Origin of the sequence: Bradyrhizobium sp. STM 3562 (assembly GCF_045571435.1) — a bacterium.
Classification (GTDB): domain Bacteria; phylum Pseudomonadota; class Alphaproteobacteria; order Rhizobiales; family Xanthobacteraceae; genus Bradyrhizobium.
In genome coordinates this window covers 6,159,858-6,185,350 of record NZ_CP120694.1, presented here as the reverse complement: position 1 = coordinate 6,185,350, position 25,493 = coordinate 6,159,858, and the positions used below count along the sequence as shown (strand labels likewise).

The window sequence follows — 25,493 nt, the reverse complement described above, 5'->3', positions numbered from 1 at the left end:
CTTCGCGCGCTGATGATTTCGCGATCTAAGCAGGCAAGCAATGTGCCACTCGGGCCCCGCCCTTGCATTGGCGGAAACGCAACAATCGAACGCTTGTTGAGCGGCGTAGCTGAATTCTCGTTTCAGGCGGCGGCGCTTGCCTCTCCAGAAGCTGCAACTGGCGTGCAAGCCTGCGTGGTTGGCTGAATCGGTTCGGAGGCCGTGACGAGAGAAACGTGTCTGAACTGCGCGAATACGTCCATTCCATCCTTGAGCCCTAGTGAGTCAAAGGAAAAACGCGTGATGCGCGACAAAATCTCCGTACCCGAGCCTCCAGTACCGAGCGCAAGTACTAGCGTGACCTCTGACGTCGCGAGCGACAAACAGGCTTTGATGCGCGCTGGGAAGACGTTGAGGAGCGAGCTGGCACGTGGTGGATCGCGTGCGATGCTAACGTCGAGGGCCGCGATACGCAGCCGTTGCCGAAGGCCGGGGGCAAGGGGAGGCGCCGGCACCAATAGCCTTGCACCTTTCACGCGCAGGATGAGCAGGCCATAGCGTCCGTCATAGCCCCCGACAGCCGCATCAAGACTGACGGCGGCTTCGCGGCTGACGGCGAGCGGCGACGCTGGATCAGTCTGCAGCGAATGCAGAGGTCCGGCCGCGATCACGACCCCTCGTTCCATCAGCACGATATGGTCGGCAAAGCGCTCTATATCGGCCATGTCATGGCTGATGTAGATCATTGGAACAGCAAGCCTCTCACGCAGGCGTCCGATAGCTGCCACCATCTCCCGCTTAGCCCATCCGTCAAGCAAAGCTAGTGGCTCGTCCAGCACAAGAAGTCTGGGTTGGGACAACAGCGCTCGGCCGATGGCCACTCGCTGCCGTTCGCCGCTCGAGATATACGAAGGAGAGTGATCCAGCAGCGGCGCTAGGCTAAGCCATTCCACGACCGCATCAAACGCGATGGGTGTCGGTTCAGGTTTGGGCGCTCCGTAAAGCAAGTTGCGCCTGACGGACAAATGCGGAAAAAGGCTCGCCTCATGGGACACATAGCCTATAGCGCGCAAATGCGGTGGGCGGAATTTGGTCTCATCCTGCCACACCTCGCCATCGATGGCGCAGAAACCGGTCGGAAAATGCTCGAGGCCTGCGATACAGCGCGCGATTGTCGACTTGCCACACTCGGGCGGCCCAAAAATCCCGGTCACGCCTTTCGCGGGCACGCTGAACTGCGTATCGAGCGTAAGGCAGCCGAGCGGACCCTTGAAGGCGATTTCAATGCGGCCTGCCGTCGCGAGCCTCACCTGCTGCTCCTGTGGCTGCATTTGTCAATTGTGGTCACGGTAAGGATGACGGCAAGAGAAAATGCCAGCATGCCACCCGCAAGCCAGCTCGCTTCGCGCCAGCGCGAGGCCTGGACATAGTCGATGAGAAATGCCGAGACCACTTTGGTGCGCCCAGGAATGTTGCCGCCGATTATCAGAACGGCTCCGAAGGTGCCGATGGTATTCGCAAAGCCAAGCAGGCCAGCAGTGAGAAGGTTCGGACGCGCCAAGGGCAGGGCCACTGTGAAGAAGGCACGCAAGGGAGAGGCGCGCAGAGTGGCCGCAACTTCCAGCGGACGGTCGCCCATCGCAACGAAGCCGTTCTGGATCTGTTGGACCACGAGGGGCAGCGCCGAAAGGACCGATCCGACCACGATGCCCGCAAAGGTGAAGGCGATGCTTCGTGCGCCCCAGAAAGCTGCGAGAGCGCCGCCAGGCCCATGGGGCCCAAGCAACATGAGCAGGGAGAAGCCGAGTACGGTCTGAGGTAGGACCAGCGGCAGCATGACAAGGTTGCCAACCACCAGGGCCAACACTGTCTTCGAGCGTGCCAGCCACCACGCAAGCGGCGTGCCTACGATCAAGAGAATCGCGGTGGAGAGGATCGCGAGCTCGATAGTGAGTCTGATGGACTCACATACCTCGGTGGAAAAACCATCCATGCTCATCAACTCTCGCTCTTGTGCGCCCGCTCACGGAGCGCAGTGATCGTCTGCCTTCCCGCTCTCAGAAGGTCGGGGGGCGCCTTGCCCTTCTGGTCAGGACCGATGTTCGATCGAACGGCGGATTGCTGGATGATCTCCTAGGACCGATGTCGCACCGGCCGGCGCGAAACCTATCGGGTGAAGGATGCTAGGTCCTGGTTCGTCACGGAGCCGAGGGTGGTACGGACCGTGAGCCTGACGCGCGCCAAGCGCGGCTCTTTCTCGCAAAAGCCGGATCAAAACCTTTATCGACGTTGAAATCAGTTGCGCGGATCTCATGGGTGGCTCCTTAGCTACGTGGCTAGCGAGCGCTTGGGCTGCACGTGGCTTTCCACCACCTCATCAGAGCAATCGGCGTGCCGCTCACTTAACCTCGGCTGATGGCGCCTTAAGGACACATAAAAGGTGAACGGGACGATCGTGCCAGTGAACGAGAGTCGTTTGTCAGGTTTCCCACAGTGCCGCGTCCAAAACGATACGCGAATGGCATGCCAAGATGACGACCTTGAAATCACGTCAGGTTGAGAACTTCCACAAATACTTGAACGGACGCCTCAAAGGAGCCGGCAAAGAGGAAGATAAGAATGAGTATCCGTCCCCGCGCGCCTGGTTCTGTCGCGCGTCGCCGGACCTACTGGCGTCCGAGTGCGGCCGAGTGAATGCTACTCCAGGCTTCCAACATCGGAAGCACGATCGATGCAAGTCCGTCTTGATCGGCAAGAAGGCTCCAGACGTTCTTCTCGAAGGTCCTTCCCCTTTCGGGCTGGAACGAGCAGACCGAAGGTACCGCGGATCTGGCTGGAAAGCTCGGTGGCGATTCGCGCTGCGCGACCGCGAGATGTTGATTGCCGGCCAGGCCGGGCCAAGGCTACGAACGATTCGAGGCGCAATGAAAAGCGCTGCGGCAAAAACCGGCGCGCGGGCGCCTCAGCGCGGCAAGGCAACCAATGCGTCACGCTGCGCCACAAGGTTGGCCGCGTCCAACAACCCTATCGCGGCGATGCAAGTTCTGGCCAGGAATGCAGTCCGCTCCACTGCTAGCGTGCCGCCGCGCTTGGGCCGGTCCAAGCCTTGCCGTGTTGCCTGCAGCGCAGCCGAACAAAAGAATGGAATCACAGCGATTTCCGCAGCCGTCGTATTTCCTGGCTCAGACGACGCAGTCAGGCTCAAAAACACGCGGTGTTTGATTGCTCCGACAAATGCGTCGATCAATGCGAGGCCGGCCCGACCATAAACGGCTTCGCTGTTTCCGAGCAACTTAAGACCAAGCCCCGGAGATGCCCCAAGCTTATCCATTCCGTAGATAGACCCAATCAAGAAAATCAATTTTACCAATTGCGGCCTCGTCATGTAGACGTTGAGGAGGCTGGGGCCAACCTAGGAAAGCGACACTCGAATGAAAAAATTGCTGTTTGTAACTGCGAGCGCCGTCGCGCTTGCAACGGCGGCGGTGCCGACTTTTATTACTGAGGTTGCCGCACAACCGGTCACCACCAAGCTGCAGGTAGCTGATACATCATATCCTCAATGCGCCGAGGACCCGTTGGATGGCATCTGCGATCTCTTCTTTTGTTTGACCGATCCGTCGTGCGTACGGCACTAACAACGGAAAGCAAGCCAAGCAGAAATTGAGGATAGAGGCCTCGTGCACCGGCCGCTCGCGGGGACAGCGGCCGCGTCCTCTTCGCGTGCGGGATACGATGCCAGATGGTGCAAGGCGCGCCGTCTTCCCTGCTCTCTCAGGTGACGATTCCGCCCGAGCAGGATCGGGGATAGCGCTGCTTGCTGATGCGGCCTACCTATGGCGGCGCTCGCTGAGGCGGCGCAGTCAGAAGGACCACCTGACGTGGCCGCTGATCACGAAGCCGTCGTCGGCTGGCGCATCTGGCCTATGAGCTCGGATCGGGCTCTCGCCGAAGCAGACCACTGGGGGCCTCGGGTCGGGTGCCTCGGCATTCCATGCGGGCGATGTAATCCCGTCGACCTGGGGAATGCACCACTTGTCCACGGCTTCAGATCCTTCGCGGTCAGGCGGCGGCGCACCCTCTCGCGCGACAAGCTGCCCGCCAGCAGCTCCAGGGTGCGGGCGGGCTCGAGCAGGCAGGAGGAAGCCGTGCCTGGCGACCGCATCAGCTATCGAATTTCTGAAGCAGTAAGATTAGTTGAGGACATCAGCAATCCGGCAGCGCCCGCACGTCCTGTGACGTCTGCGCGAACGTGTGTCTTCGACGTGGTCGAAGGCGGACCGACTTCTGGAAGGTCATGCTCGAGATGAGCGGGACCTTAGGGGTATTTGCGTTTCATGGCCCTTCTTTGCGAAGCCCGACGCTTTTGCGATCACCCGCGCCGGATGTCTCGATCGGACATCATCGATCTCCCGAAGGCAGCTTGCGCTGTCTCTCATTGCGCGTGCCGCCGTCGCCAACCCGGGACAGGAGAGCTTGCGCGCGCGAGGAACCGATGCAGCTCAATGCGCTTCGCTCCGGGCCGAAGCTTGGAGAGTCGCCAATGGTAAATGCAGTTCCTCAGATATGATCTTTGTCGCGACAATAATCAGAACGGTAGCGAGCGCAAATCGGAGTGCCGTCTCGGGAATGCGTGCGGCACTGTAGCTTCCCACGACAATCCCCGGCAGAGAGCCCATCAGCAGCACGCCCATGAGATGCCAGTCCACGGCGCCCACTGCCCAGTGCCCGGCGCCGGCAACAAGTGTCAATGGTACTGCGTGTACGATGTCCGATCCGATGATAGTCGCCATCGGTAGGCGAGGGTAGAGGAGAAGAAGCGCCGTGACGCCGACAGCGCCCGCGCCAACGGACGAAATGGACACCAGCACGCCGAGCACAGCACCGAGGAGCACGGTCGCGATCGTGGTGACTCTCGTATCCACTTGCATTGCCCTTGGCCGATAACGGTTAACAATCCATGGACGTAAGATTGCAGATCCAGCGGTGAGCAGAAGCGCCGCGGATAGCACTAGGTTGACCAGGCTGCGCTCAACATCACTCCCGAGATCCAGCTTCCACGACACAAAAAGCGTCAGCACGCTTGCAGGAATACTGCCGCAGCAAAGCCTACTTACGGCCGACCAGTGAACGGTGCGCGACCAGCCATGCACCACACTGCCTCCGGTCTTGGTAGCGGCGGCGTATAGCAGGTCAGTACCAACAGCTATCGATGGGTGCACGCCGAATAACAGAATCAGTAGCGGCGTCATCAGCGAGCCACCGCCCACGCCGGTCATCCCGACAAGTAGGCCGACACCGAATCCCGAGGCGACGTAGAGGGGATCGATCATATCCAGGTCAGTCTCGAGCTTTTTCAGTCGCCAAGGATACGCAGAACTTCCTCATTGATCCTGTTGGATTAGAACAAATAAGAGATCGTGCTGGGGTGTCCTGATGCATGGTAGCTATATTTCCCAACTCGCGTCCGCTCGCCGAAATAAACGTTTTTGCGAGGGCAGATCGACGGTGCTGACTTTGGTGAGGTCCGATCCGGGCGCGGGGGCATCCGTCGCAATCGAAACAGGTGCGTCGGATCCGAATCTCACGGCGAGGACACAATGCCGCGCCTAAGGAGCGCGTTGACCACCTCATCGGCGAGCTGCTCAGGCTGAAACCGTGCCGTCATTAGATGAATTTCCGGCGAGATCGGAGCCTCATAAGGCGCATCGAGGCCGGTGAAGTTCTTGATCTTGCCAGACTTCGCCTTCGAATAAAGCCCTTTGGGATCCCGGCGTTCGCATTCCTCGATCGGCGTGTCAACGAATACTTCCAGGAATTCTCCGTCGCCGACCAAACCCCTGATCATCTTGCGCTCTGCCCTGTAGGGGGAGATGAACGAGCAGATCACGATCAGGCCGCTGTCGACCATTAACTTTGCCACCTCGCCGACGCGACGGATGTTCTCGACGCGGTCGGCCTCGGTGAAGCCGAGGTCCCGATTGAGACCATGCCGGACGTTGTCGCCGTCCAGTAGCATCGTGTGATGCGATCGCGCGAACAGCTTCTGGTCGACCATGTTGGCGATGGTCGACTTGCCGGCGCCCGAGAGGCCGGTGAACCAGATGATGCACGGCTTTTGGTGCTTCAGCGCGGCGCGCTCCTGTTTGCCGACCGTGAGCGGTTGCCAAGCGATGTTCGTGGCGCGCCGTAAGGGAAATGCGATCATTCCCGCGCCAACCGTGCGGTTGGTATAGCGGTCGATGATGATGAACGATCCGGTGCGCCGGTTCGCCTCATAGGCATCGAAGCTGGCGGGCAGGGCAGTGGCGATGTTGCAGAAGCCGATTTCGTTGAGGCCCAGGGTTCGGGCTGCCAGATGCTCCCTGGTATTGACGTCGATCTTGTATTTGATCGCGGTAACGCTGCCGGTTGGGATCGACTGGGTGCCGACCCGGATCACGTAGGACCGGCCGGGAACGAGGGCCTCCTGATCCATCCATATCACATGGGCCGCGAATTGATCGGCCACCTCCGGGCGCTCCGTGGGCCTCGCCAGCATATCGCCGCGGCTGATGTCGATCTCGTCTTCCAGCGTGATCGTCACCGCGTCGCCAGCCTCCGCGCTCGCGACATCGCCATCGTAGGTCACGATCCGCCTGACCCGCGAGATCCGGCCCGAAGCGGCCGCCACGATGTCGTCGCCCACCGCCACGCTGCCGGAGGCGATAGTGCCGGCGTAACCGCGGAAGTCCAGGTTGGGGCGGTTCACCCATTGCACCGGAAAGCGGAACGGCAGGCCGGCCACCTCGGACTGGATGTCGACACTCTCGAGATAGTCCAGCAGGCATGGGCCGTGGTACCATTCCGTGTTGCCGGACCGGTCGATGATGTTGTCGCCATAGCGCGCGGAGATCGGAACGGGCACGATCGAGGTAAAGCCCAGCGTGGAGGCGAAAGCGACGTAATCGCCGACGATGCGGTCGAACACCTCCTTGCGGTAGTCGACCAGGTCGATCTTGTTCACCGCCAGCACGACGTGGCGAATGCCGAGCAGCGAGCAGATGAAGGAGTGGCGTTTGGTCTGGACCAGCATGCCCTTGCGGGCGTCGATCAGGATGATTGCGAGTTGCGCATTGGAAGCGCCGGTGGCCATGTTGCGGGTGTATTGCTCATGGCCCGGTGTGTCCGCCACCATGAAGGAGCGCCGCGGCGTGGTGAAAAAGCGGTACGCCACGTCGATGGTGATGCCTTGCTCGCGCTCCGCCTCGAGGCCGTCGACCAGGAGAGCAAAATCGATATCGCTGCCGGTCGTCCCGTGCTTGACGCTGTCGCGCGCCAGCGCCTGAAGCTGATCCTCGTAGATCATCTTGCTGTCATGCAGCAGCCGGCCAATCAGTGTCGACTTGCCGTCGTCGACCGAGCCGCAGGTGATGAAACGGAGCTGATCCTTGTTTTCGGGCGCGCCCAGCCCCTGCATGGTGGCCGTATCCATCAGAAGTAGCCTTCCCGCTTCTTTTTCTCCATCGAGGCTGCTTCATCGCTGTCGATCAGCCGTCCCTGGCGTTCGGAGACTCTCGCGACCTGCATCTCCGCGACGATCTCCTCGATGGTCGCAGCCTCGGAATCGATGGCGCCGCTGAGCGGGTAGCAGCCGAGGGTCCGGAAACGGATCATTCTCAGCTCGGGCGTCTCGCCCGGCTCGAGCGGAAGGCGCTCATCATCGACCATGATCAACGTACCGTTTCGGCGCACCACGGGGCGCTGTTTCGCGAAATAGAGCGGGACGACCGGGATTTTCTCCAGCATGATGTATTCCCAGACGTCGAGCTCCGTCCAGTTCGACAGCGCAAACACGCGCATGGTTTCGCCCTGCCTGATCCGGGTGTTGAACAGATTCCAGAGCTCCGGCCTTTGGTTGCGCGGATCCCAGATGTGTCCAGGCGAGCGGAACGAAAAAATGCGCTCCTTGGCGCGGCTTTTCTCCTCGTCGCGCCGCGCGCCGCCGAACGCCGCATCGAAGCCGTAGAGGTCGAGCGCCTGCTTGAGCGCATCCGTCTTCATCACCTGCGTGTGCAGGGAGGACCCCGACGTGATCGGATTGATGCCGCGCTCAATCCCCTCCTTATTGACGTGCACGATGAGATCGACCCCGAGCCGCTTGGCGGTCTCGTCGCGGAAGCTGATCATCTCGCGAAACTTCCAGGTCGTATCGACGTGGAGGAGCGGGAAGGGCAGTTTGGCCGGATAGAACGCCTTCACCGCAAGATGCAGCATCACGCTGGAATCCTTGCCGATGGAATAGAGCATGACGGGCTTTTTGAACTCGGCCGCCACGTCGCGCATGATCTCGATCGATTCGGCCTCCAGTCGCCGCAAATGCCGCGGCAGCGTACGGTTTGCCGGTTTGACCATGGATTGAAAGTCAGTTTGAGCCGTAGCGTTCATATCGAAGATTCCGGGGCTGCTCCCCATGCGATGAAATTGCCGCTTCGGTAGTTGGGCTTGCGATAGCGTACCGGCAGCCGTTGGGCTCCGTGAGGATCTCGTCAAGTCACCAACGTAGGGCGAGGCGATTTGCATCACTACGGCAGAATTTGCAAGCGTCACCAGGTGCATGAAACGTCTCATGCTCTCCAGACGACTACTGTGCTCTTGCTGTTCTCGCTTCTCCATCAACAGGAGAATTATTTACTCTGAGCGGACCTTAAGTGTCCGGATCAAATGACTTTGCGCTTAGTCCCTCCTGCTCGCGCAGAGCAGGCTGGGCATTACAGCCAATAGCTTCAATGGACTGCGACATGAACCCGATCCGGACGGCTTTCCATGTTCGTGCGCTGCTGACTGGGAATGTACGTTTCGTACCTATCAGATGATCTAAAGCTGTCGTAATCAGCTGTTGGCTGCATTAACGAAGCGCTGCGCCCGATGTCAGATGCTGTGGGCTCCATTGGCCCGCAAGAACTTTCGTGCAAATGATAGGTGCCGCTTCGTTCAGCGCGGTGGCTGCTGCTCTTTTCGGCGGGCATTCGGAATCCGCAGTCGTGATGCTTTTCCTATTGCCTGTTGGCCGACACCGCGTACGCGTTGGTCCGGTTCAAGGTCTCGCGGCGGGCAGGCGAAAGAAAGCTCAGTGCAGGCGCAATGGCTGTGCTCTCTTGTCACAACCTTGAAAGGCCGTCTTGCGGACTTGCGATGGTGTGTTTGGCGCTGGTTGAGGCCGCAGCGGCAGCCGCCCTCGCTCCTCTAGTAGTCATTATTAACGGGTGGACGGGCCACCACGGCATCTTCACTTTGCGCCCAAAGCCGTCGCGTCGCGGCCGTCAATCTTTGCGCTCACTAGCGATGCATCCGAGCACACGTAGCCAGGATTGCGGACGATCTCGCATGGCAATGCGCTCAGACTGACACTGCAAAAGCCGGTTGTGATCGGCCACAGGATAGGCGGCCGAATCGCTCGAATTGTGCGGCCGCTATCCCAACCTAGTCTCAGGAATATGATGATCGATCGAGCATCATGCCCCTCCGATCTTCCGCAAATCTCGGAACTCGAAGCTCGTAGAAATCGCCGGCCAAACATCGAGTGGTTTTAAAAACTAGCGGATGGTCACTCGGCTGCGATTTCGACGATCCTGCCCGGCGAAAAATGATCTACGAGACCTATGTAGTTCCGCCTTGCGAGAAACGCCACAGCACGTAGCCGATTTGATGATGGGAAGGCGACCTGAACTATGATCCAGTCGCGACTGCAGAAGCTTGCCATATTATTCTCAAGATCCTATCCCTGAGCTGGATCCGCTCCGGGACCAAGATCATGTGGTCGGCGGCGCTGATGCTTCCATAGACGATTGTGCCAGCTACGGATGAGCTGCGGAGGACTATTTGATTGAACTAGCCAAACGTTCGGGAGAGCTCAAAGGCTACCGAATGACGACCACCTTCGACGAGATCATAACGTCAGCCATCAGGGGTCACCGCGTCCCGCACCGAGTTGTTGGGCCCGGCGCCCCTTCCTCTTAATTCCGCGCCTTCCTGAGCCGATCGTGGGGTGATGGTGCGTTCCTTGCTTTAGGAGAAAAAAGAAGCACCTACCCTGTGGAAAGCTTTGAGCGAGGGCTGCCGATTGTCGGATTTCCGACACATGGCGCCGGACAAAGCTGCCAACAGGACAAATGAATTATGTGACGGCGGTTGCTATTCATCGCGCGACCGTCTCAATGAATTCTAGGGCGAGGAAGCGTCATGAGAGCCATTTCAACTGCGAGCCCCGGGCGGGCCTATCAACCCTGGTACAATATCCTCTACGTCCAGGTTCTATTCGCGATCGTGCTCGGTGTGGTGGTCGGCTGGGTCTGGCCTCATCTTGCGACCAATGACTGGATCAAGGCGCTCGGCGACGGCTTTATCAAGCTGATCAAGATGGTGATCGCACCGATCATCTTCTGCACGGTGGTCTCGGGCATTGCGCACATCCAGGATGCGCGCAAGGTTGGCCGCGTCGGCATCAAGGCGCTGGTCTATTTCGAGATCGTCTCGACCTTTGCGCTGGTCATCGGCCTGATCATGGGCAACCTGTTTCAGATCGGCCATGGCCTCGCCGCCAAGCCGGACGCCGCCGCGGTCCAGACCTATGTCGATCAGGCCAAGGCGATCAAGTCCGTCGACTTTGTCCTCAACATCATTCCTGACAGCGTGGTCGGCGCGCTCGCGCGGGGCGACATTCTGCAGGTGCTCTTGTTCGCGATCCTGTTCGGCTTCGCGTTGATGGCAATGGGCGAGAAAGCCGATCGGCTGCGCTCGCTCGTCGACGATACCGCGCATGCGGTGTTCGGCGTGATCGGCATCGTCATGAAAGCGGCTCCGCTCGGCGCCTTCGGCGCGATGGCCTTCACCATCGGCAAATACGGTCCCGCCGCCCTCGGCAACCTGATTGGGCTCATCGCCCTGTTCTATGCAACCGCTGGGCTGTTCGTGGTGATCGTGCTCGGCCTGATCGCGCGCTTTGTCGGCTTTTCCATCTTCAAGTTCATCGCCTACATCAAGGACGAGCTCCTGATCGTGCTGGGCACGAGCTCATCGGAAAGCGCACTGCCGCAACTGATGGAGAAGCTGGAGCGGCTCGGCTGCTCCAAATCGGTGGTCGGCCTTGTGGTGCCCACGGGCTATTCCTTCAATCTCGATGGTACAAACATCTATATGACTTTGGCGACCCTGTTCATCGCACAGGCGCTCGGCATCGATCTCACCTTCAGCCAGCAGCTGACCATTCTTGTGGTGGCGATGCTGACCTCGAAGGGGGCGAGCGGCGTCACGGGCGCGGGGTTCATCACGCTCGCGGCGACGCTCTCGGTCGTCAATCCGGCGCTGGTGGCGGGCATGGCGATCGTGTTCTCAATCGACAAGTTCATGAGCGAGGTGCGTGCGCTCACCAACATCACCGGCAATGGCATCGCCGCGGTGTTCGTGTCGTGGTGGGAGGGCGAACTCGACCACGCCGCGCTGCAGACGGCGCTGAAGCGGCGGATCGATCCGAGCGACTTCGAGACGCCAAGAAGAGGAAATAGGGTTCCACGTTCTGTTACTCAGGGCGAATAGAAAATGGGTGCGGCGCATAGTCGACGGTCACGGTGAGGCAAGCGGGCGGGCACCAGCGTCGACTGTCAATAGGAGACGTCATGTTGCAAGGCGACTGGCAGCGGGCTCGCTCAGGGAAGCGCCGGAAGCGGGGCCTTGATCCCGCTACCAGCAAAGCTGCCATCGGTCTTGGGGGTGATGTTCACTGCGTGTAAGTACTAACAATCTTTCCAGGCGCGAGGAAATCAGCAAATGCAGCGCGCACGTGCCCCTCGTGGTCTATTCAATCTTCAATTCACGTTTCAACTTGATCATCCGACCGCAGCTTCTCTCGTAGGCCGATAATCTCCTATTCGAATACGAATAGCTCGTGCGGGGGCAAGGCATTTTGCTCGTCCCGGCTGATGCATTGGGCGACTGCAGGTACTGGCGAAGGAGCAGTAGTGAGCTGCGCATAAGATCGCAATGCAGGTTCCTTCACTGGCGCGAAGCGTCCAACTGTGCGGTCTCGGACACACCGCAAGATCGGCAGCTTTAGAGAGCTGGTTTAAGCGTGCTCATGCCCTCAACGCTCGAACACGTTCTTGGCACGGTGCTTGCTATTGATGAAAACAACACAGAGCGCAGTTTGCGGGCCAACCTGCAGATCCCGTGTCTCAACCCATCGGGACACTTAGCGTAGCTCGAGCGCTTCAACGATAGATCGGGAGAACGAAGAGATGGTGCTGCGCATGGACTCCCCAGCTCCTCCAATGAAGGTGGAGAACTGGCTGCGCGGGCAGCCCCTGACGACTTTTGAGTCGGGTAAAATCTATATCGTCGAATTTTGGGCAACCTGGTGCGGGCCATGCGTCGCGGCAATGCCTCATCTGATCCAGCTCCAAGAGACCCACAAACACGCCGGAGTTGAGGTCATCGGAATTGCGGCGGCCGAACAAGCTGAAACGGTGGAAGAGGCCCGAACCAAGTTGGAGACGTGGTTAAACGAGAACTTCTCGAATCTAAATTATAGAATCGGATTCGACTTGACTGGCGAAATGAACAAGCTTTGGATGGAGGCGAGCTTTTCTGTCGGGATTCCTACCTCATTTGTGCTCGATCGTGACGGTCGTATCGCCTTCATCGGTCATCCGGGCCAACTCAATGACGTGTTGCCGAAAGTGTTAGACGGTAGCTGGCGAACCAGCGATGAAGGGAAAACCGCCGACAGCGAGCGGATTGCGGAAGGCAAACGCAACACGGCTGAACGGGATCGCGAGCGAGCACTGACTGAACCGATCTTGGCCAAGCTACGGCCGGCCCTGAAGGCCGCTGACTGGGCGGCGGCGCTTTCGGCGGTCAACGAGCTAGTCGCTGTCATGCCGGACGACATCAATTCCCGCGTAGTCCAGGTGGATCTTCTGCTTCACAAGGTAGGCGATATCCAGAACGGCGTGCCGGTGATGCGACAACTCGTTCGGGACGCAATCGAGCGAAACTCCGAGGTGTGGATGGCGGGAGCCATGCGTCAACTCTTCGATCCGGCGAATGACAATTCCCAGTTCCCGCAGGCCGAGCGAATTGCGATCGGCAAAGAATTGTCCGCGCACATTCTGAAACTAGATCCTCCAGAACGCGGCGGCGGCCCCAAGTTCCTGTCCTATGGTGCAGTTGCTCAGTATCACTATGAGATCGGACAGAAGGGGCGCGCGATCGCATTGGTCGAGGTGGCGCTGAAGTCGCTGGATAGCGCGAAGCCTATTCCCGACGAATTGAAGCACGACGCGCGGTCGGGATTGCTCCAGGCTCTCGCCAACTACAAGGGGCAGAAGGCGTGTCATGGGATACAGTGTGCGTTTCTGGATACAAAGGGTCAGACGGTCTCAAACCCGATTGGCCGCAAGAGGAAACCGAAGAAGCGCTGAGGTGTTCCGTCTGGCCCGTCCCATCCATGGATGCAACTGTGAATAGGCGACCTATCGTGTCGCGCCTTTGCCGCGGATTGTCGGTTCGAACGCAAACTTGCCTCTCTGACGCACGCAGCGTTGGAAACATCGTGCACGATTGTCCGGCTGGACACCGCGAACGCGTACGACCTGCGTCAAGATGAGAGGAGCGCCGCTTCGCCTTGGGAAAACAATGTCTCGTTCAAGAACTCAACCAGAAAACGCCGGGCTCGCTCCTCGCCCACACAACACGGTGGCCACATGCGCGCCCCGAACGTATGCGACGAACTCATGGGCGGGAGCATCGCGGTTTTCTTGTTGATTGCTTCCTATACGGGCGCGTCCGGCCTCTGACGTCTCCGCGGGTTGGATGGTCCTTCTTCATTGCGGCGCTCCGCGAGCGATCTCACGGTCACGTCCTCATTGATCTCGAAGCACGTGAACGCACGTCCGAGGCATGGGCGACATCACTTCGGTCGCGCTCGCGGCCCGAAGACATGCCTTTCAACCCAGCCTCTAAATATGCGCCTCCTCATGGGCTCTAACCCGGGTGACACCTGTCCGTCAGGTTGTCATCAGCTTGTCTGATTATCCTTCGCAGCACGGACAAAGCAGTCCGGACGTCCAGCAAAGCGGCTGACGCCAGATCCGAGGCAAATGATGATGTATAATCGAATAGAGCGCCCATCGTCACCTAATCCTCAGTCTGCCGAACCGAGTGAGTCAGTGAACGGTGACAGCTTTATGGATGTAGTTGCCGACCTCGCTCTGGGGAGAAATGTTCTGTCTGGGGAGTCGGCTGACAACATGGGGTGCTGCGCCAGCAAGCCAAATGTCTCGGATCCTAGCCAACCCACCGCATCCGCTCGAGCAACACCAAACGCCCCGCTGTTCGACTACAGGACCGCCGTATTGCGTGATGCGAATGTCGATGGCATATGCGTTGGGCTGACCGCGGAGTGGCTCAGCAATCTCCAGAACAGCCCGCGATCCCGAATGACTGCGCTATTACCCGGATCCGAGGGGCACCAGTCGGCCTCTGAGTGGCAGGAGCGCTACATGGAGATCAGGGGCGACTTGCGAAGCGAGGGGACAGAATCTTCGCGCGCCAACAGTGAGGCGAAATACGCCATGTTGCGGGAAGCGGGTTTGCAACCATCCCAAAAGGAAAAGGTATACCGATTCGACGCCCCTGCAGGCGTCTCCCGCATGCTGGACAAAATCACTGCCGATGGATCGAAGTATTTGCTGAGCTTGTCTTTCGTCGAAGGTGGACGGCACACAGTCGCGACGTCGACCTTGGATGGAAGGACCACACTCTTTGATCCTAATCATGGAGAATTTGCGGTTCCATCAAATGAGGTAGCCAACTTGCTCCAACGCCTCTCAGATCGCTATATCGAGCCCAATGGCCTGCATTTGGAGACAATCACGACACGAAAAATGTCTTGAGTCGGCCTGCAGTCTGCCCGCAAGTGGCGCCCGTTCGCCGCCCCATGGGTCTATCGTGTGATTGAGCTTGCAGAGGATTGCGTCGTTACGGTTGCCATGGCGCCGGGATCTTAAGGCCTTTTACGGATTCTGGCCACGAAACAGTTTAGCCCGCCTCGACCTGCCGGGCAGATCTTTCTTATCCGAGGAGTTTGCTCTGCAATATGACACCATGCTCCAGAAGTAGCAGGCGGAGCCGGTGAAGTTGAGCGGCACCTCGGCACGGAGCGCTTGCGCTTGTTTCCAATGAGATGCTGATGCGTTCTCGAGATTGAGCACGCCGAGCGGGACGCGATATTTCGTGGACGACGACTGATCGTGCCATGTCTTCCCAAACTGGACTGAGCCTTAACCGAAATCCCGCTGGACATCTGACGCCACAGCTTCCGGAATGCATCGGCTCCACGGCTGATCACGGGCTTTCTGAAGCTCGTCAGCTTCTCGATGACCAAGCTTCGCTATGCATCGAGAGGGCTGTAGCAAATATCAATCTCAAATCGATCAGTCTGTTCCGTAACCAAAGGCCATGATGCGTGATGGTGGCGCTACTCGTGGCGACTTCGTCAGCTTGTTGTCAGCTCCTATACGCTAAAGCATCGGGCTATCATTGTTGGGGTACGGACATCAGGCTTCGCACAGAACATCGTGGGGCGAGGGTTGACACCAGGTGAGGACGGCTATGCTGATCGCTGCCTATCGAACCGGAGCGTCTGGGAAAGCCAAACCGCTCGGTCGCCGACCGGTAAAAACTTGATTGAGTATTGCATAGTGACTTGGACCAAGTTCACTGCCCTGAAAATTGAGCCTGTCGTCCATGCGGTGGGTATTGCGTGCGTCGACGTCGTGGCGCTCCAGCCTGCAGCATCACTGCACAAGTCCTCCGCGAAGCTGCCCGGGATCTGATGGGCGATCCATCTCGCAGTGCGCACCTCACACCTGACCGGTTCGCCTCGGCCGGGTCAGTAATCGTTCGGCTTGGTGTCGTTTCGCCGAACAACGGGCGTCGCCGAACAACGGGCATCGCAGCGCATGCTCGCACCAACCGCCGGTGCTTACAGATCCTCAACTGAATGGGAGATGAATCTTGACGCGCATTCACGACCGGTGGCGATCGGACACGCCGAACTCTGAAGCCGACGCAAGCCTGCGGGTCGATCGTGAGCGCAATGAATTAGCTGGAGACGCTCGAGATCAATCATTCAGCGCTGTCTTGGAGGATGTTCGCTCCAAGCCTGAGCAGCCCGGCCCAGCACGTCGAGAGCAAACCTCCGAGCGATCTGACGACGAACATCGTCGGGTTGGTCGATGGCGCGATGATTTGCACGCTGGCATTCTCAGCGTTCAACAACAACATGTTGCTGCCTCTCGAGCTCAGTCGGGAAAGCAAACTTTCGACCAGCTGTCCGAACGCAATCGTCAGGATCGCGCGTACCGATCTTACCGTGACGCCCTCGCTCCGGAACCAGAATCGTCGCGTTTTGGAGATGAACGCTGGCGTCCAGATCGTGAAACTGCGAATTCGCAAAGAGAAGGAATAGCTCGTCAGAAACGAGTGAGGCCCGACATAGGACCTGAACCGAAGAAGCGTCGTATCGGCGATGTCGCCACCGAGAGCGACAACCACCGGCCTAGACCGCATCTTGACGGGCTAAATCGCGACGTGAGCGCCGCTCGTCTGGGCGAAGAAGCGTTGCAAGGCGATCGAATGTCTGGGCGCTTGCAAAGAGACGCTCTCATCCAAGCCGAGCGGTCCGGGCCCGACCTGCGGGGCAGGCCAGTCAAGCGGCGCATCAGCGAGGTGGGGCCGCACAGTGCGCATGGTCAGGAAGGGCATGGACGCGCGGATCTCGATCGCTCGAGGCTTCGCGAAGGCATGGAGACTCTTGAGCGCGCGTCTCGCGCTCGTGACTTCGATGCATTCTCAATTGCCGTAGTGGACTATAGCAAGCTGCTGAAGATGCCGAGCCTTGCAACGTTCCTGGAAAGGGCTGCGGCTCTGTTTGAAAGCGAGTTTATACCTCAATGGGAGGACAATCTACGCGGTAATCAAAGTTGGGGCTACGCCCTCACGTGCAATGCGGTGAGCCGAGAGGCCGGAGGTCAGGCAGGTATAGATGCGTGCAAGGCGATGGCAGTTCACGTCTCACAGCTTGACGACACACTCATGAGGAAAGTTGCCCTGAGGGCGCTTTCGCTATTTGCGGTTTCATTCGGCCGGCATCCACAATCGACGACATGCCGTAATGGAACGATCAGGATCGCGAAATTCTTTTGCGAGGACAATCTGGCGGTTCAGCATCTGAATGATCTCAGTCTTTCATCGCTGGCCAATGGGTTCAGCAAATGGCCGGAAAGCACGGAATGCCGCGAAGGCATGATCGCGATAGCCAGCGAGCTCCTGCGGCGCGCCAAGAACGGGCGGCTCTCCGATATCAGTGAGCAGCAACTACCCAGTTTGGTGAACGCTTTATGTAAGTGGCCGAAGGAGGCGATCTGTCGGAAGGCGACTGCCGCAATTGCCGATGAGGTCTTTGATCGGGCGCAACTTTCGGATTATAATTCCCAGGCGCTTACGAACCTAGTCAACGGTTTCAGCAAGTGGCCGGAAGATGCAAGGTGTGAGCGCGCCGCACTCTCAATCGCCAGCGAGGTGAGGCGGCGCCCACTAGCTGACTTTGATCCACAAGCCCTGGCAAACCTGGTGAACGGTTTTAGCAAGTGGCCCGACCAGCGGCCTGCGCGCCGAGCGGCGGTCGCAATTGCCGCCGAAGTCTGTCGTCGCCAGCTCTCTGGCTTTGCTCCGCAGAACCTGGCCCTCCTGGTGAATGGTTTCAGCAAATGGCCGAGAAAAGAGGAGTGCCGAGAGGCCACGGTGGCAATCGCCCGGGAGATCCAGCGGCGGAGGTTACGTGATTTCACCCCACAGGCCTTGGTAAACTTGGTGAACGGTTTCAGCAAGTGGCCCGAGGAAGCGGACTGTAGAGCGGCCACAGCCGCGCTCGCTGGCGAGATCCTTCGCACTCGGCTGCAGGGTGTCACTCGGCCGAGCTTGGCCCTCCTGGTGAACGGTTTCAGCAAATGGCCGGATAACTCCAGATGCCAGGCAGGCGCGCTGGCCATCGCTCCAGAAATTCTTGAGCTCGCCCGCGAACCCAACGGCCTTTCCGGTTTCACCGAGCTAAACCTGGCGAACCTAGTGAACGGCTTCAGCAAGTGGCCGCAAGAGACGGTCTGTCGCAAGGCGGTTGCCGCCGTCGCAGAGGAGATCGTCAGCTTCCCCGACCGCCTGTCTCATTGCAGCCAACAGGATCTGGCCAATTTGGTAAACGGTTTCGGCAAGTGGCCTAAAGAGCTGGCTTGCGAGGAAGCCACAGTCGCTGTGGCCGACGAGATCCTTGACCGTGCTGGCCGCCACGGCCGGCTCGCTGCCTTTACTGAGACCTCGCTTGCGGCCCTGGTCAATGCGTTCAGTAAGTGGCCGGACCGCACGTCGACCCTTCAAGCCTCAACCGCTATCGCCGACGAGATCCTCAGCCGCCCAGATCTTGTCTTGTCATTTACTCGACGGGAGTCCTCAACCCTGGTGAATGGCTTTAGCAAATGGCCGAGAGAGGAGAGCTGCCGCCGAGCAACAGCCGCGATCGCGCGTGATCTTCTCGACCGCCGCAGGCTCTCCGACTTTAATAACGTGGAGCTGACAAACCTCGTGAACGGCTTCAGCAAGTGGCGTTCAGACGAAGACTGTTCCGCAGCCGCAGTCGCTATCGCTCGGGAGATTCTTTTCCGCCGGCTGTCCGATTTTACTCCGCAGCAACAGGCCGACCTGATGAACAGCTTCATCAAATGGCGCGGAGAGGCGGCATGCAGCCAGGCAATCGTGCATCTCGCGCGCGACCTGGGTCGAGGAGGCCAACGATTCGCTGCTTTCGCAACGCCCGACCTCAGCAGGCTAGCCAATGCTTTAGGGCTAAGTTTCATAAGGGCCGAGGAAGCTGGAGACATTGCTGACGCCAACCTGCTGAAAGACCGGCTGCAGCAGCTTGTCCATTACTTGGATTATGCAAATGATCGGCTCGAGCAGGCCGATGTCTTGAGCATAACCAACATCTTCAAGTCGCTGGGAAAGGCTCGACTGTTCGACGATCTCGCTTTGCTCGCACCGACAGGGTTAGCTCGGCTCCAGGAATTGGTTCATGCCCCCGGTTTTGTCGCCGAGAACAACCTCGAATCCATGGGCAACATTTGTATCGCTCTGCTGCCGTTCGCCCGCAGCCCGGAGAAATCGATGCTCTGGCACCGGAGGCAAGCGCTAAACCTGCTGAACGATCTCCAACCAGGTTTGGAGCAGAAGGTCTGGGCATATCTACAAGCAAGCAATGCCGAGCGGCGGAGCCGTCCCTCGTTATCAAGTCGTCGTCCCGCGCTGTCAATCTTTCAAGTGCTCAAGGCGCGTGAGGTCTTGGCGGGTTTGTACCAACGACCGTATGTCGAAGGTAAGAAGTCCGACTTGGCTAGGAGGCGGCAAGAGCTGGAGCGCGAGACCAAGAAAATCCTGGCGGAGACGCGGAACCTCATCGAGGGCGATCTTTCCAACATGAGCTGGAATCTGATTGCGCAAATCGAAGGGGACGATGCGGTTGACGCGCTCGACTCGTTCATGGCGCTGGATGAGGGGACGATCCGGAATCAACATCCGCCGTCCGTCTTTGATATGCATCAAGTTTTACGAACGATGGATCACGAGCCCAGACCGCCCAAAGGTGAGGCGGGACTGATGCAGTTGCCGGTCGTTGACCTGCAGGGGCGCCGGCTGGCCACGGAGCCGGAGCAGCGATATTCGATTTTTCATCGCTTGACCTCGGGAGCTATTCCGATGGTGGCGGTCCAACTGCCGGGAAAGCCGAGCCCGTTCATGCTAAGGCGCGTGTTCTGTGTCGATGATGTACCTTACCGCATGGACCTGTTCGGCGGAAGCAAGCTGAAGGCACCGAAGCCGACCCTGTCGCAAATCGCCGCCGTCGCCCCAGGCGAGCGAGGCCCCAAGGCTTCCGGGGGGAAGCTGTTGGCCATCCCGTATGCCGAAACCGCACCGGGTACCGCATTCGAGCAGCTATCGCGCGCCTGGGCGCCGTTCAAAGAGGCCTATTACTACACGCAACGTAGGGGCTTTGCTGCGCCTCCTTCGATCGAAGATCTAGGCCCTCGTGACTACGCGCTAGAGGGAAATTTCAAATTGTCGCTGTTGCCGGACCGCCCTGCCGGCGAGGAGCATCCGTTCAAGCTGATTGGACCGGAAGGCCCGATAGCTTTGCGGCCGCATGACGGTTCCGGCTTCATCAAAGCCTCTCTGGCGGAACGTATGCTGGCTGTCCGGCGCGCTAGCCGGGGGGATGGTCCTGATCGGGTGCCTGCATTCGCAGAGGGAAAGAAATCGTCGCTCCCCGCTACGGCCCTGCAATATTATTCGCGAAGCGAGCGGGTGGCAGAAGAGGCACGCGAGAAGGCCAACAGTTGGCTTGAGACCAAAAAAGGAGAACCGCTGAGCTCCGAAGATTTGTTTCGCACTGTGACGGCCGGACACATCGAAGCGCCGGGCGCTGTCGCCGTGCCATCCAGTGATGGCCGTCTGCATGTGCCCAAGCTTAAGAGCGAGGGGCTGGCGGGTACGGGTGGCGTGCTGATCGGCCGCTCCCCGTACGATAAGCCAAACTTGCGCCCATTGAGGGCTGAACGAGTCAAGTCGTCGCACGATGGCGACCCAACCGCCGCATTTCTCGATAAATGCGTGGCCATGCAATATAGCTTCAATGTCGCCGAGAAGTCGGGGGAGCAACTGGCAAGCGATGATCCGACCTTTTTCGCCAAGGGCATTCTCATCGTAGTGCCTGACGAGATGTGGCCAGCCAGCTACCGAGATCGTGCGATAGTATTGTCGGCGGAAGACGTTAAGTCCCATTCGACCTGGAGCAGCCGCAAGGAGCGCGTCACGGCGGACACGTCAATTCATGGCGTCGGCATCCTTCAGGCGACCGAAGTCTTCGCTCCGGGTTCCTTGGTTGCCGTGCCGCCCGATGAACAAAAAAAGCTCGACGGCGACTTCGACGGGGATACGGTCATCATTATCGGTGACCGGCCGGAGCTCTATGAGCATGTTCGACAGTTCGATGAGGCGGAGCAAGCTCGCGGAGTCCGGTCACTCAAGCCGCCAAAATCGCATACTCCCGCCATCGAGGACGGCAGGTACAATTTTAGTCGTGCCAGCCAAATCCTCGCTGCCACGCAGGACACTTTGGAAACCTTTAGCACTTTGCAGCGAGATTTTCTGGCTCAATCCGATCGAGCCCGACGCTGGTTTGCCGAGCGGGCGATCTTTGGTACCTACGAAGGCATTCACCACGAGCTCAGGAGCGCCATACGTGACTTGTTGAATCAGGAAGAGGTGAGCGACGAAGATATCCAGCCCCAGCTTGAGAGGGTGATGCGCGAGATCGAGCTCGCAGAGCATCCGGTCGCTCGAGAGGTCAACGAGTTGCTCGCGGCCGACCTGGAGGCTTGGGCTGCTGAAGCGAATGGCGAGCTCCCGCTCGCGATGGTCGAACGCGACACCCACGCCGAGCACGGCATGAGCCAGGCGGTTTCGGATTTGCTACCGGACCTGGCCGAAGCCTATCAGGCCTCCGCTCACCCGCGAGACCGCGTTCAGGCCTTACTTGACCATTACCCTGCGCGCATCGATCCTCGACCGGATGGCTACGAGCCGGACGACCTCATACAAAGTGCAAGCAATCTTCTGAGCCTCGGCAATAAGGTCGGCACCGACGCCTATAAATCCGACACAAGTGCCCAACTCTTCTTGAAAAAAAGCCAACAGCTTCGGCGCCTACTGCAACAAACGCCGGGCCTAAGATCCGTGCCCTATGTCAAAGCCCTAGCGGCCACGCTCAACCACGGCAGGTTCGATGTCGATGCTTCCTTGAAGGATCTGAAGGATAATCCGACGCTAACGGCTTCAATCATGGAAGCCGCCATCAAGCTCGCGGCGGACAAGCGTATCCTGCCGGAAGCCTCTGGTCGACAGCTGACGGCCGAGGATACGGTCATCGCGATGAATCCCAAAGAGGCCGCGGATCGCGCAGAAATTGAGCGTGCTAGGGCCGTAGCGGAAGAGCAGGCGATTACCACAGCAGTGGTTGAGGTTGCCAAGATCCTAAGGCGAGCAGATATCGACGTGCGCATGCCTCGTTCGGATAAACCGTTGAGATCGACGCGCTCAATGGCAAACCAGTTGACGGGAACGAGCCCTAAGGACGGCGACACGCAGCTGATCAACAACGCCGTCCGGCATCTTTTCGAAATCCCTGACAAGGATTTTGCACGTGGTTTCAAAAAGGCCATTTTGGCGCTCGACGAGCAGGGCTACGCTGAGGTCAGCACGATCAACTGGTTCAGGATGCGAGATCCAACCTTCATCGGCATCACCAGTGTGCTCACCACGCCGGAGGGATATCGCTTTTCGCTAGAGTTCCACACCCCGCAGAGCTACCAGGCTAAGCTTACCAACCACGACACCTACAAGAAGCGAGACAAGCAGCGGCTCGAACTGAGCGGAGATGCTCTGGACCAAGCCACGCAAGAACTTGCCCGGAGTGCACGAGAGGTCTGTAGGGACGTGGCGATACCAGAAGGCGCCAGGGAACTTCCCCATTGGGGCATCGAACTCGATGCTCGAGGTTCTGCTCGCGCGATCTTTGGTCCGCGAGCTGCCGAGCGGCCACGGTTGGCCGAGAAATCACCAATGATCAAAGAGGTTGTCTCGTCGCTCGGCTCGAGGCCGATTGTGCTTGTCGGACTCCCGGGCGCCGGCAAGTCCACCATCGGCCCGGCTCTCGCGCGGCGTCTCGGGCTCGCCTTCGTCGACTCCGATAAAAAAATTCAAAGGGAGACCGGCATGTCAATCACAGAAATTTTTGATGCCGAAGACAAAGGCAAGCAGTGGTTCAGGGATCGGGAGGCGAGCTTGATCGCGGACTACGTCGGAAAAGGCAACGTGGTCCTCGCGACTGGCGGCGGCGCGTTCGAGAATGAAGAAACCCGTCGCCTCATCCTGGACAATGCGGTCTCGATCTGGCTCGACACTGATCGAGGCGAGATCTGGAAGCGCCTTGCAAATGACACCAGTCGCCCGTTGCTGCGGATCGACGAGGCAGGGAAGACCGGCGGATTGCAGAGCTCCGATCAGGCGGCCATGAAAAAGGAGCGTTTCGAGGAACTCGTACGGGAGCGCACACAACATTATCGCCAAGCCAATCTTACGGTCGTTCCGCCCCACAAAAGGAATAACAACAAGAATGCCCAAGAATGCGTGGCGGCCCTGCACGCCTATCTCACCGGCGGCGCAGGACAAGCCGCTCGCCAGGTCGGCTCGGTTCAGGAGCTTGCTGTTGCGTCAAGCTCTGAGAAGGCGCCAGCTTCCAGTGGGCTCATGGAGGAGATGCGGGCAGACGGCTCATCATCTGCGAGGGCCCCATCGTCGGACATCCACGGCAGCCTTGGGGCTCTGGTTGATCTGCCGTCCACATCGCATGCGCTGCATGATGATGATCATCAGTCAAGCGTGCTTCCGCCCAAAACGTCGGGTGCTCGCACCGACGCCTTGGATCCGACAGCCTCGCTGCATGACCGCAGCAGATTAGCGCTCGGCGCCGAGGAATGGTTGGGCGACGAGCATATCGCGGCGGATTATGCGCTCCTGGAGCAAGAATTGCAGATAGAGAATCCGGATCTGGCCGCACAGACCCGGTTCGTACCGCCCGCGGTAACCCAACTGCTGCGCTTGGCCGAGAACCCGGACGAAGTACGAGCAACTTTCGAGGCGATCGTCCATGACCAGAATGGTAATAGTACAGCCAACTTCCTGTTCTTGCCGCTGAACGATGGCGGAGCTGATGGGGGAGGCATTCACTGGTCGCTGCTGCTCCTTGATCACCGAGTGCCGCAAAGCATGGTCGCCTATCACTACGACTCCGGCGGGCGTGGCAACCGGGCCGTGGCAGAGGAGCTCGCAGCAAGGCTGGGCGCGCCCGTGAGAACAGCCCGCATGGCCCAGCAGCAGAACGGCTATGATTGCGGCGTGTTTCTGCTGGAGGCCACGCGCGAGCTGGTTGGACGTTTGGCCCAGGGAGGGGAGCCAGAGCAGGTGCACCTCGATAGCGTCGTGGCCAATCGGCAGGCACTGGGCGACCGACTAAGGGCTTATGTCCGGTTGGGCTGATGGAGACGATCGAAGTGTCTTTGGCCGAGACTCGGCTGTCCGAGTCGCCGGCGAGAGCGGATGAGGGCAACGATTCGCTCCGCTCGCGGCATCCGCCGGTCCCGTCGGTCAAGATGCCACCCCTTTCTATTCGTCGGCGATCTCGCGAGGAATCTTCTTCGGAGCTGGTAGCTGAACCAATGGCGCGGACTAGCCCGTTCCGTTGCTTTCGGGAGCGGCGCAGTTTGGCCAGCGATTGATCTTGCGAATGCGGGTTCGCAGCTTCGGGTGGTCTGGTCGCTTTGGTGGTGCAAGCCTTTGTTGGGTCACGGTACCTACGCTTTGGAGTTCGATGTTGTCGGAAGGGATCGTGGTCGACCATGCAGTCCCAAGCTAAGAGAGCCGCCAGGCCTTGCAGCCGAAGTTAGCGCCGATCGTGCTACGACGGTTTCGAAGGTGCCGGCCGATCGCCATTCCCTCAGATCCGTCCCAGTCAAAGGGATGTCTTTCAACCATCCTTGCTGCGCAGGAAGATATTGCAGTTCCTGGTATAGGTCAGCCGTTTACGGTGGCGATCCGCTTGTCTTGTTCAGAGCATTTTCCGCAGGGGCGTATGGCCATAGGGGCTCTGCTGAAACACTTCGGAGGCATGCTCTTGTTTTTGCAGGCATAGCTTACAAGCTCGCAGCTCCAGGATCCGGTCGCCGTCATGTGCGGCCCTCTGGTCATGGCCGCGGATCTCGGCCCCGCGGAAATTGAGTGGACCCGCATCGAACCTGCCATAGTCGGCGAGGACGTGCTGAGCGCTTTTGCGCCAATAGTTTCGGATCGCCCTCGCTTCCGGGCGCAGGGCATCATCTGGCCCGCGGATCTCAGGTTCGTGCCGTTCTACAGCCAATACGACCGGCGCAGCGCAGTTTACTTCAAGCGCTTCACCGAAGCGGGTTGGAAGGAGCAGCCTCGCCGAGTTCAATGATATCACACGGTCGGTGAGCGGGGCGGCGAAATCAATGCCTTCCTACGCGGCCACTATACCTATTACGGGGTCGCGGGAAATCTTCGGTGTCTTATGAAGGCGTACCGCGTCGTGGAGCGGTACTGGCGGCAGATGTTGCGCAGCCGAAGCTGGGCCGGGCGACGCTTCTGAAATATGACCTTGCCATCTCTCAGAGCCACGCGGTGCCGCTTACGGAGGACGCATGAAGTTGAACCGTCGAACAGGCTCCACTCGCAGCAGTATCACCGGATCAAAGCAAGGACCCCGCTACTGAAACTAAAGCTGCGCACCCCACATG

Annotated in this window: 12 protein-coding genes and 1 pseudogene; 6 read left to right on the top strand and 7 right to left on the bottom strand. The window is 59.2% G+C overall.

Going from position 1 to position 25,493, the window contains the following annotated elements; translation table 11 throughout:
• Positions 1-122: 122 nt before the first annotated feature.
• The 3 genes from modC to P6U23_RS28550 form a co-directional block, all read right to left on the bottom strand.
• On the bottom strand, positions 123-1,289 hold the full coding sequence (gene modC, locus P6U23_RS28560; RefSeq protein ID WP_407175743.1) for a molybdenum ABC transporter ATP-binding protein: 1,167 nt from the start codon (positions 1,287-1,289) through the stop codon (positions 123-125).
• Complete coding sequence (modB, locus tag P6U23_RS28555; RefSeq protein ID WP_407181615.1) at positions 1,286-1,972, bottom strand: molybdate ABC transporter permease subunit; 687 nt, start codon at positions 1,970-1,972, stop codon at positions 1,286-1,288. Before modB ends, modC begins: the two co-directional genes overlap by 4 nt.
• 969 nt (positions 1,973-2,941) lie before the next feature.
• The gene (locus P6U23_RS28550) at positions 2,942-3,349 is read right to left on the bottom strand and encodes a hypothetical protein (RefSeq protein ID WP_407175742.1); all 408 of its coding nucleotides are present in this window, start codon (positions 3,347-3,349) and stop codon (positions 2,942-2,944) included.
• Between the two features lie 61 nt (positions 3,350-3,410).
• On the opposite strand from P6U23_RS28550, the gene P6U23_RS28545 reads away from it, so the two are divergent.
• Positions 3,411-3,617, top strand: coding sequence for a hypothetical protein (locus P6U23_RS28545; protein ID WP_407175741.1), 207 nt, complete (start codon positions 3,411-3,413; stop codon positions 3,615-3,617).
• A gap of 260 nt (positions 3,618-3,877) precedes the next feature.
• Here the strand turns inward: P6U23_RS28545 and P6U23_RS28540 are convergent.
• The 4 genes and pseudogenes from P6U23_RS28540 to cysD all read right to left on the bottom strand — a co-directional run.
• Positions 3,878-4,126: pseudogene (locus tag P6U23_RS28540) on the bottom strand (IS630 family transposase); the annotation flags it as partial.
• A gap of 355 nt (positions 4,127-4,481) precedes the next feature.
• On the bottom strand, positions 4,482-5,312 hold the full coding sequence (locus P6U23_RS28535) for a sulfite exporter TauE/SafE family protein (RefSeq protein WP_407175740.1): 831 nt from the start codon (positions 5,310-5,312) through the stop codon (positions 4,482-4,484).
• Positions 5,313-5,563: 251 nt separating this feature from the next.
• Positions 5,564-7,453 (bottom strand): sulfate adenylyltransferase subunit CysN, encoded by a 1,890-nt coding sequence (gene cysN, locus P6U23_RS28530; RefSeq protein ID WP_407175739.1) that lies wholly within the window; start codon positions 7,451-7,453, stop codon positions 5,564-5,566.
• A complete protein-coding gene (gene cysD, locus P6U23_RS28525; protein ID WP_407175738.1) occupies positions 7,453-8,373 on the bottom strand; it encodes a sulfate adenylyltransferase subunit CysD in 921 nt (306 codons plus the stop codon). Before cysD ends, cysN begins: the two co-directional genes overlap by 1 nt.
• 1,827 nt (positions 8,374-10,200) lie before the next feature.
• Between cysD and dctA the strand changes: the two genes are divergently transcribed.
• The 5 genes from dctA to P6U23_RS28500 all read left to right on the top strand — a co-directional run bounded on the left by dctA (position 10,201) and on the right by P6U23_RS28500 (position 25,174).
• On the top strand, positions 10,201-11,553 hold the full coding sequence (gene dctA / locus P6U23_RS28520; RefSeq protein WP_407175737.1) for a C4-dicarboxylate transporter DctA: 1,353 nt from the start codon (positions 10,201-10,203) through the stop codon (positions 11,551-11,553).
• Positions 11,554-12,251: 698 nt separating this feature from the next.
• Positions 12,252-13,436 carry a TlpA disulfide reductase family protein gene (locus tag P6U23_RS28515; RefSeq protein WP_407175736.1) on the top strand — a complete coding sequence of 395 codons (1,185 nt, stop codon included), beginning with the start codon at positions 12,252-12,254 and terminating at the stop codon, positions 13,434-13,436.
• 678 nt (positions 13,437-14,114) lie between these two features.
• The gene (locus P6U23_RS28510) at positions 14,115-14,909 is read left to right on the top strand and encodes a YopT-type cysteine protease domain-containing protein (protein ID WP_407175735.1); all 795 of its coding nucleotides are present in this window, start codon (positions 14,115-14,117) and stop codon (positions 14,907-14,909) included.
• Between the two features lie 1,123 nt (positions 14,910-16,032).
• Positions 16,033-24,219, top strand: a complete 8,187-nt coding sequence (gene xopAD, locus P6U23_RS28505) for a XopAD/skwp family type III secretion system effector (RefSeq protein ID WP_407175734.1) — start codon at positions 16,033-16,035, stop codon at positions 24,217-24,219.
• Positions 24,220-24,925: 706 nt separating this feature from the next.
• Positions 24,926-25,174, top strand: coding sequence for a hypothetical protein (locus tag P6U23_RS28500; RefSeq protein ID WP_407175733.1), 249 nt, complete (start codon positions 24,926-24,928; stop codon positions 25,172-25,174).
• The last annotated feature ends 319 nt before the right edge of the window (positions 25,175-25,493 follow it).

Bases quoted from the DNA above. Each gene is read 5' to 3' on its own strand.
- modB (WP_407181615.1), bottom strand. From the start codon at position 1,972: ATGGATGGTTTTTCCACCGAGGTATGTGAGTCCATCAGACTCACTATC.
- P6U23_RS28545 (WP_407175741.1), top strand. From the start codon at position 3,411: ATGAAAAAATTGCTGTTTGTAACTGCGAGCGCCGTCGCGCTTGCAACG.
- P6U23_RS28535 (WP_407175740.1), bottom strand. From the start codon at position 5,312: ATGATCGATCCCCTCTACGTCGCCTCGGGATTCGGTGTCGGCCTACTT.
- cysN (WP_407175739.1), bottom strand. From the start codon at position 7,453: ATGGATACGGCCACCATGCAGGGGCTGGGCGCGCCCGAAAACAAGGAT.
- cysD (WP_407175738.1), bottom strand. From the start codon at position 8,373: ATGGTCAAACCGGCAAACCGTACGCTGCCGCGGCATTTGCGGCGACTG.
- dctA (WP_407175737.1), top strand. From the start codon at position 10,201: ATGAGAGCCATTTCAACTGCGAGCCCCGGGCGGGCCTATCAACCCTGG.
- P6U23_RS28515 (WP_407175736.1), top strand. From the start codon at position 12,252: ATGGTGCTGCGCATGGACTCCCCAGCTCCTCCAATGAAGGTGGAGAAC.
- P6U23_RS28510 (WP_407175735.1), top strand. From the start codon at position 14,115: ATGATGATGTATAATCGAATAGAGCGCCCATCGTCACCTAATCCTCAG.
- P6U23_RS28500 (WP_407175733.1), top strand. From the start codon at position 24,926: ATGGCCGCGGATCTCGGCCCCGCGGAAATTGAGTGGACCCGCATCGAA.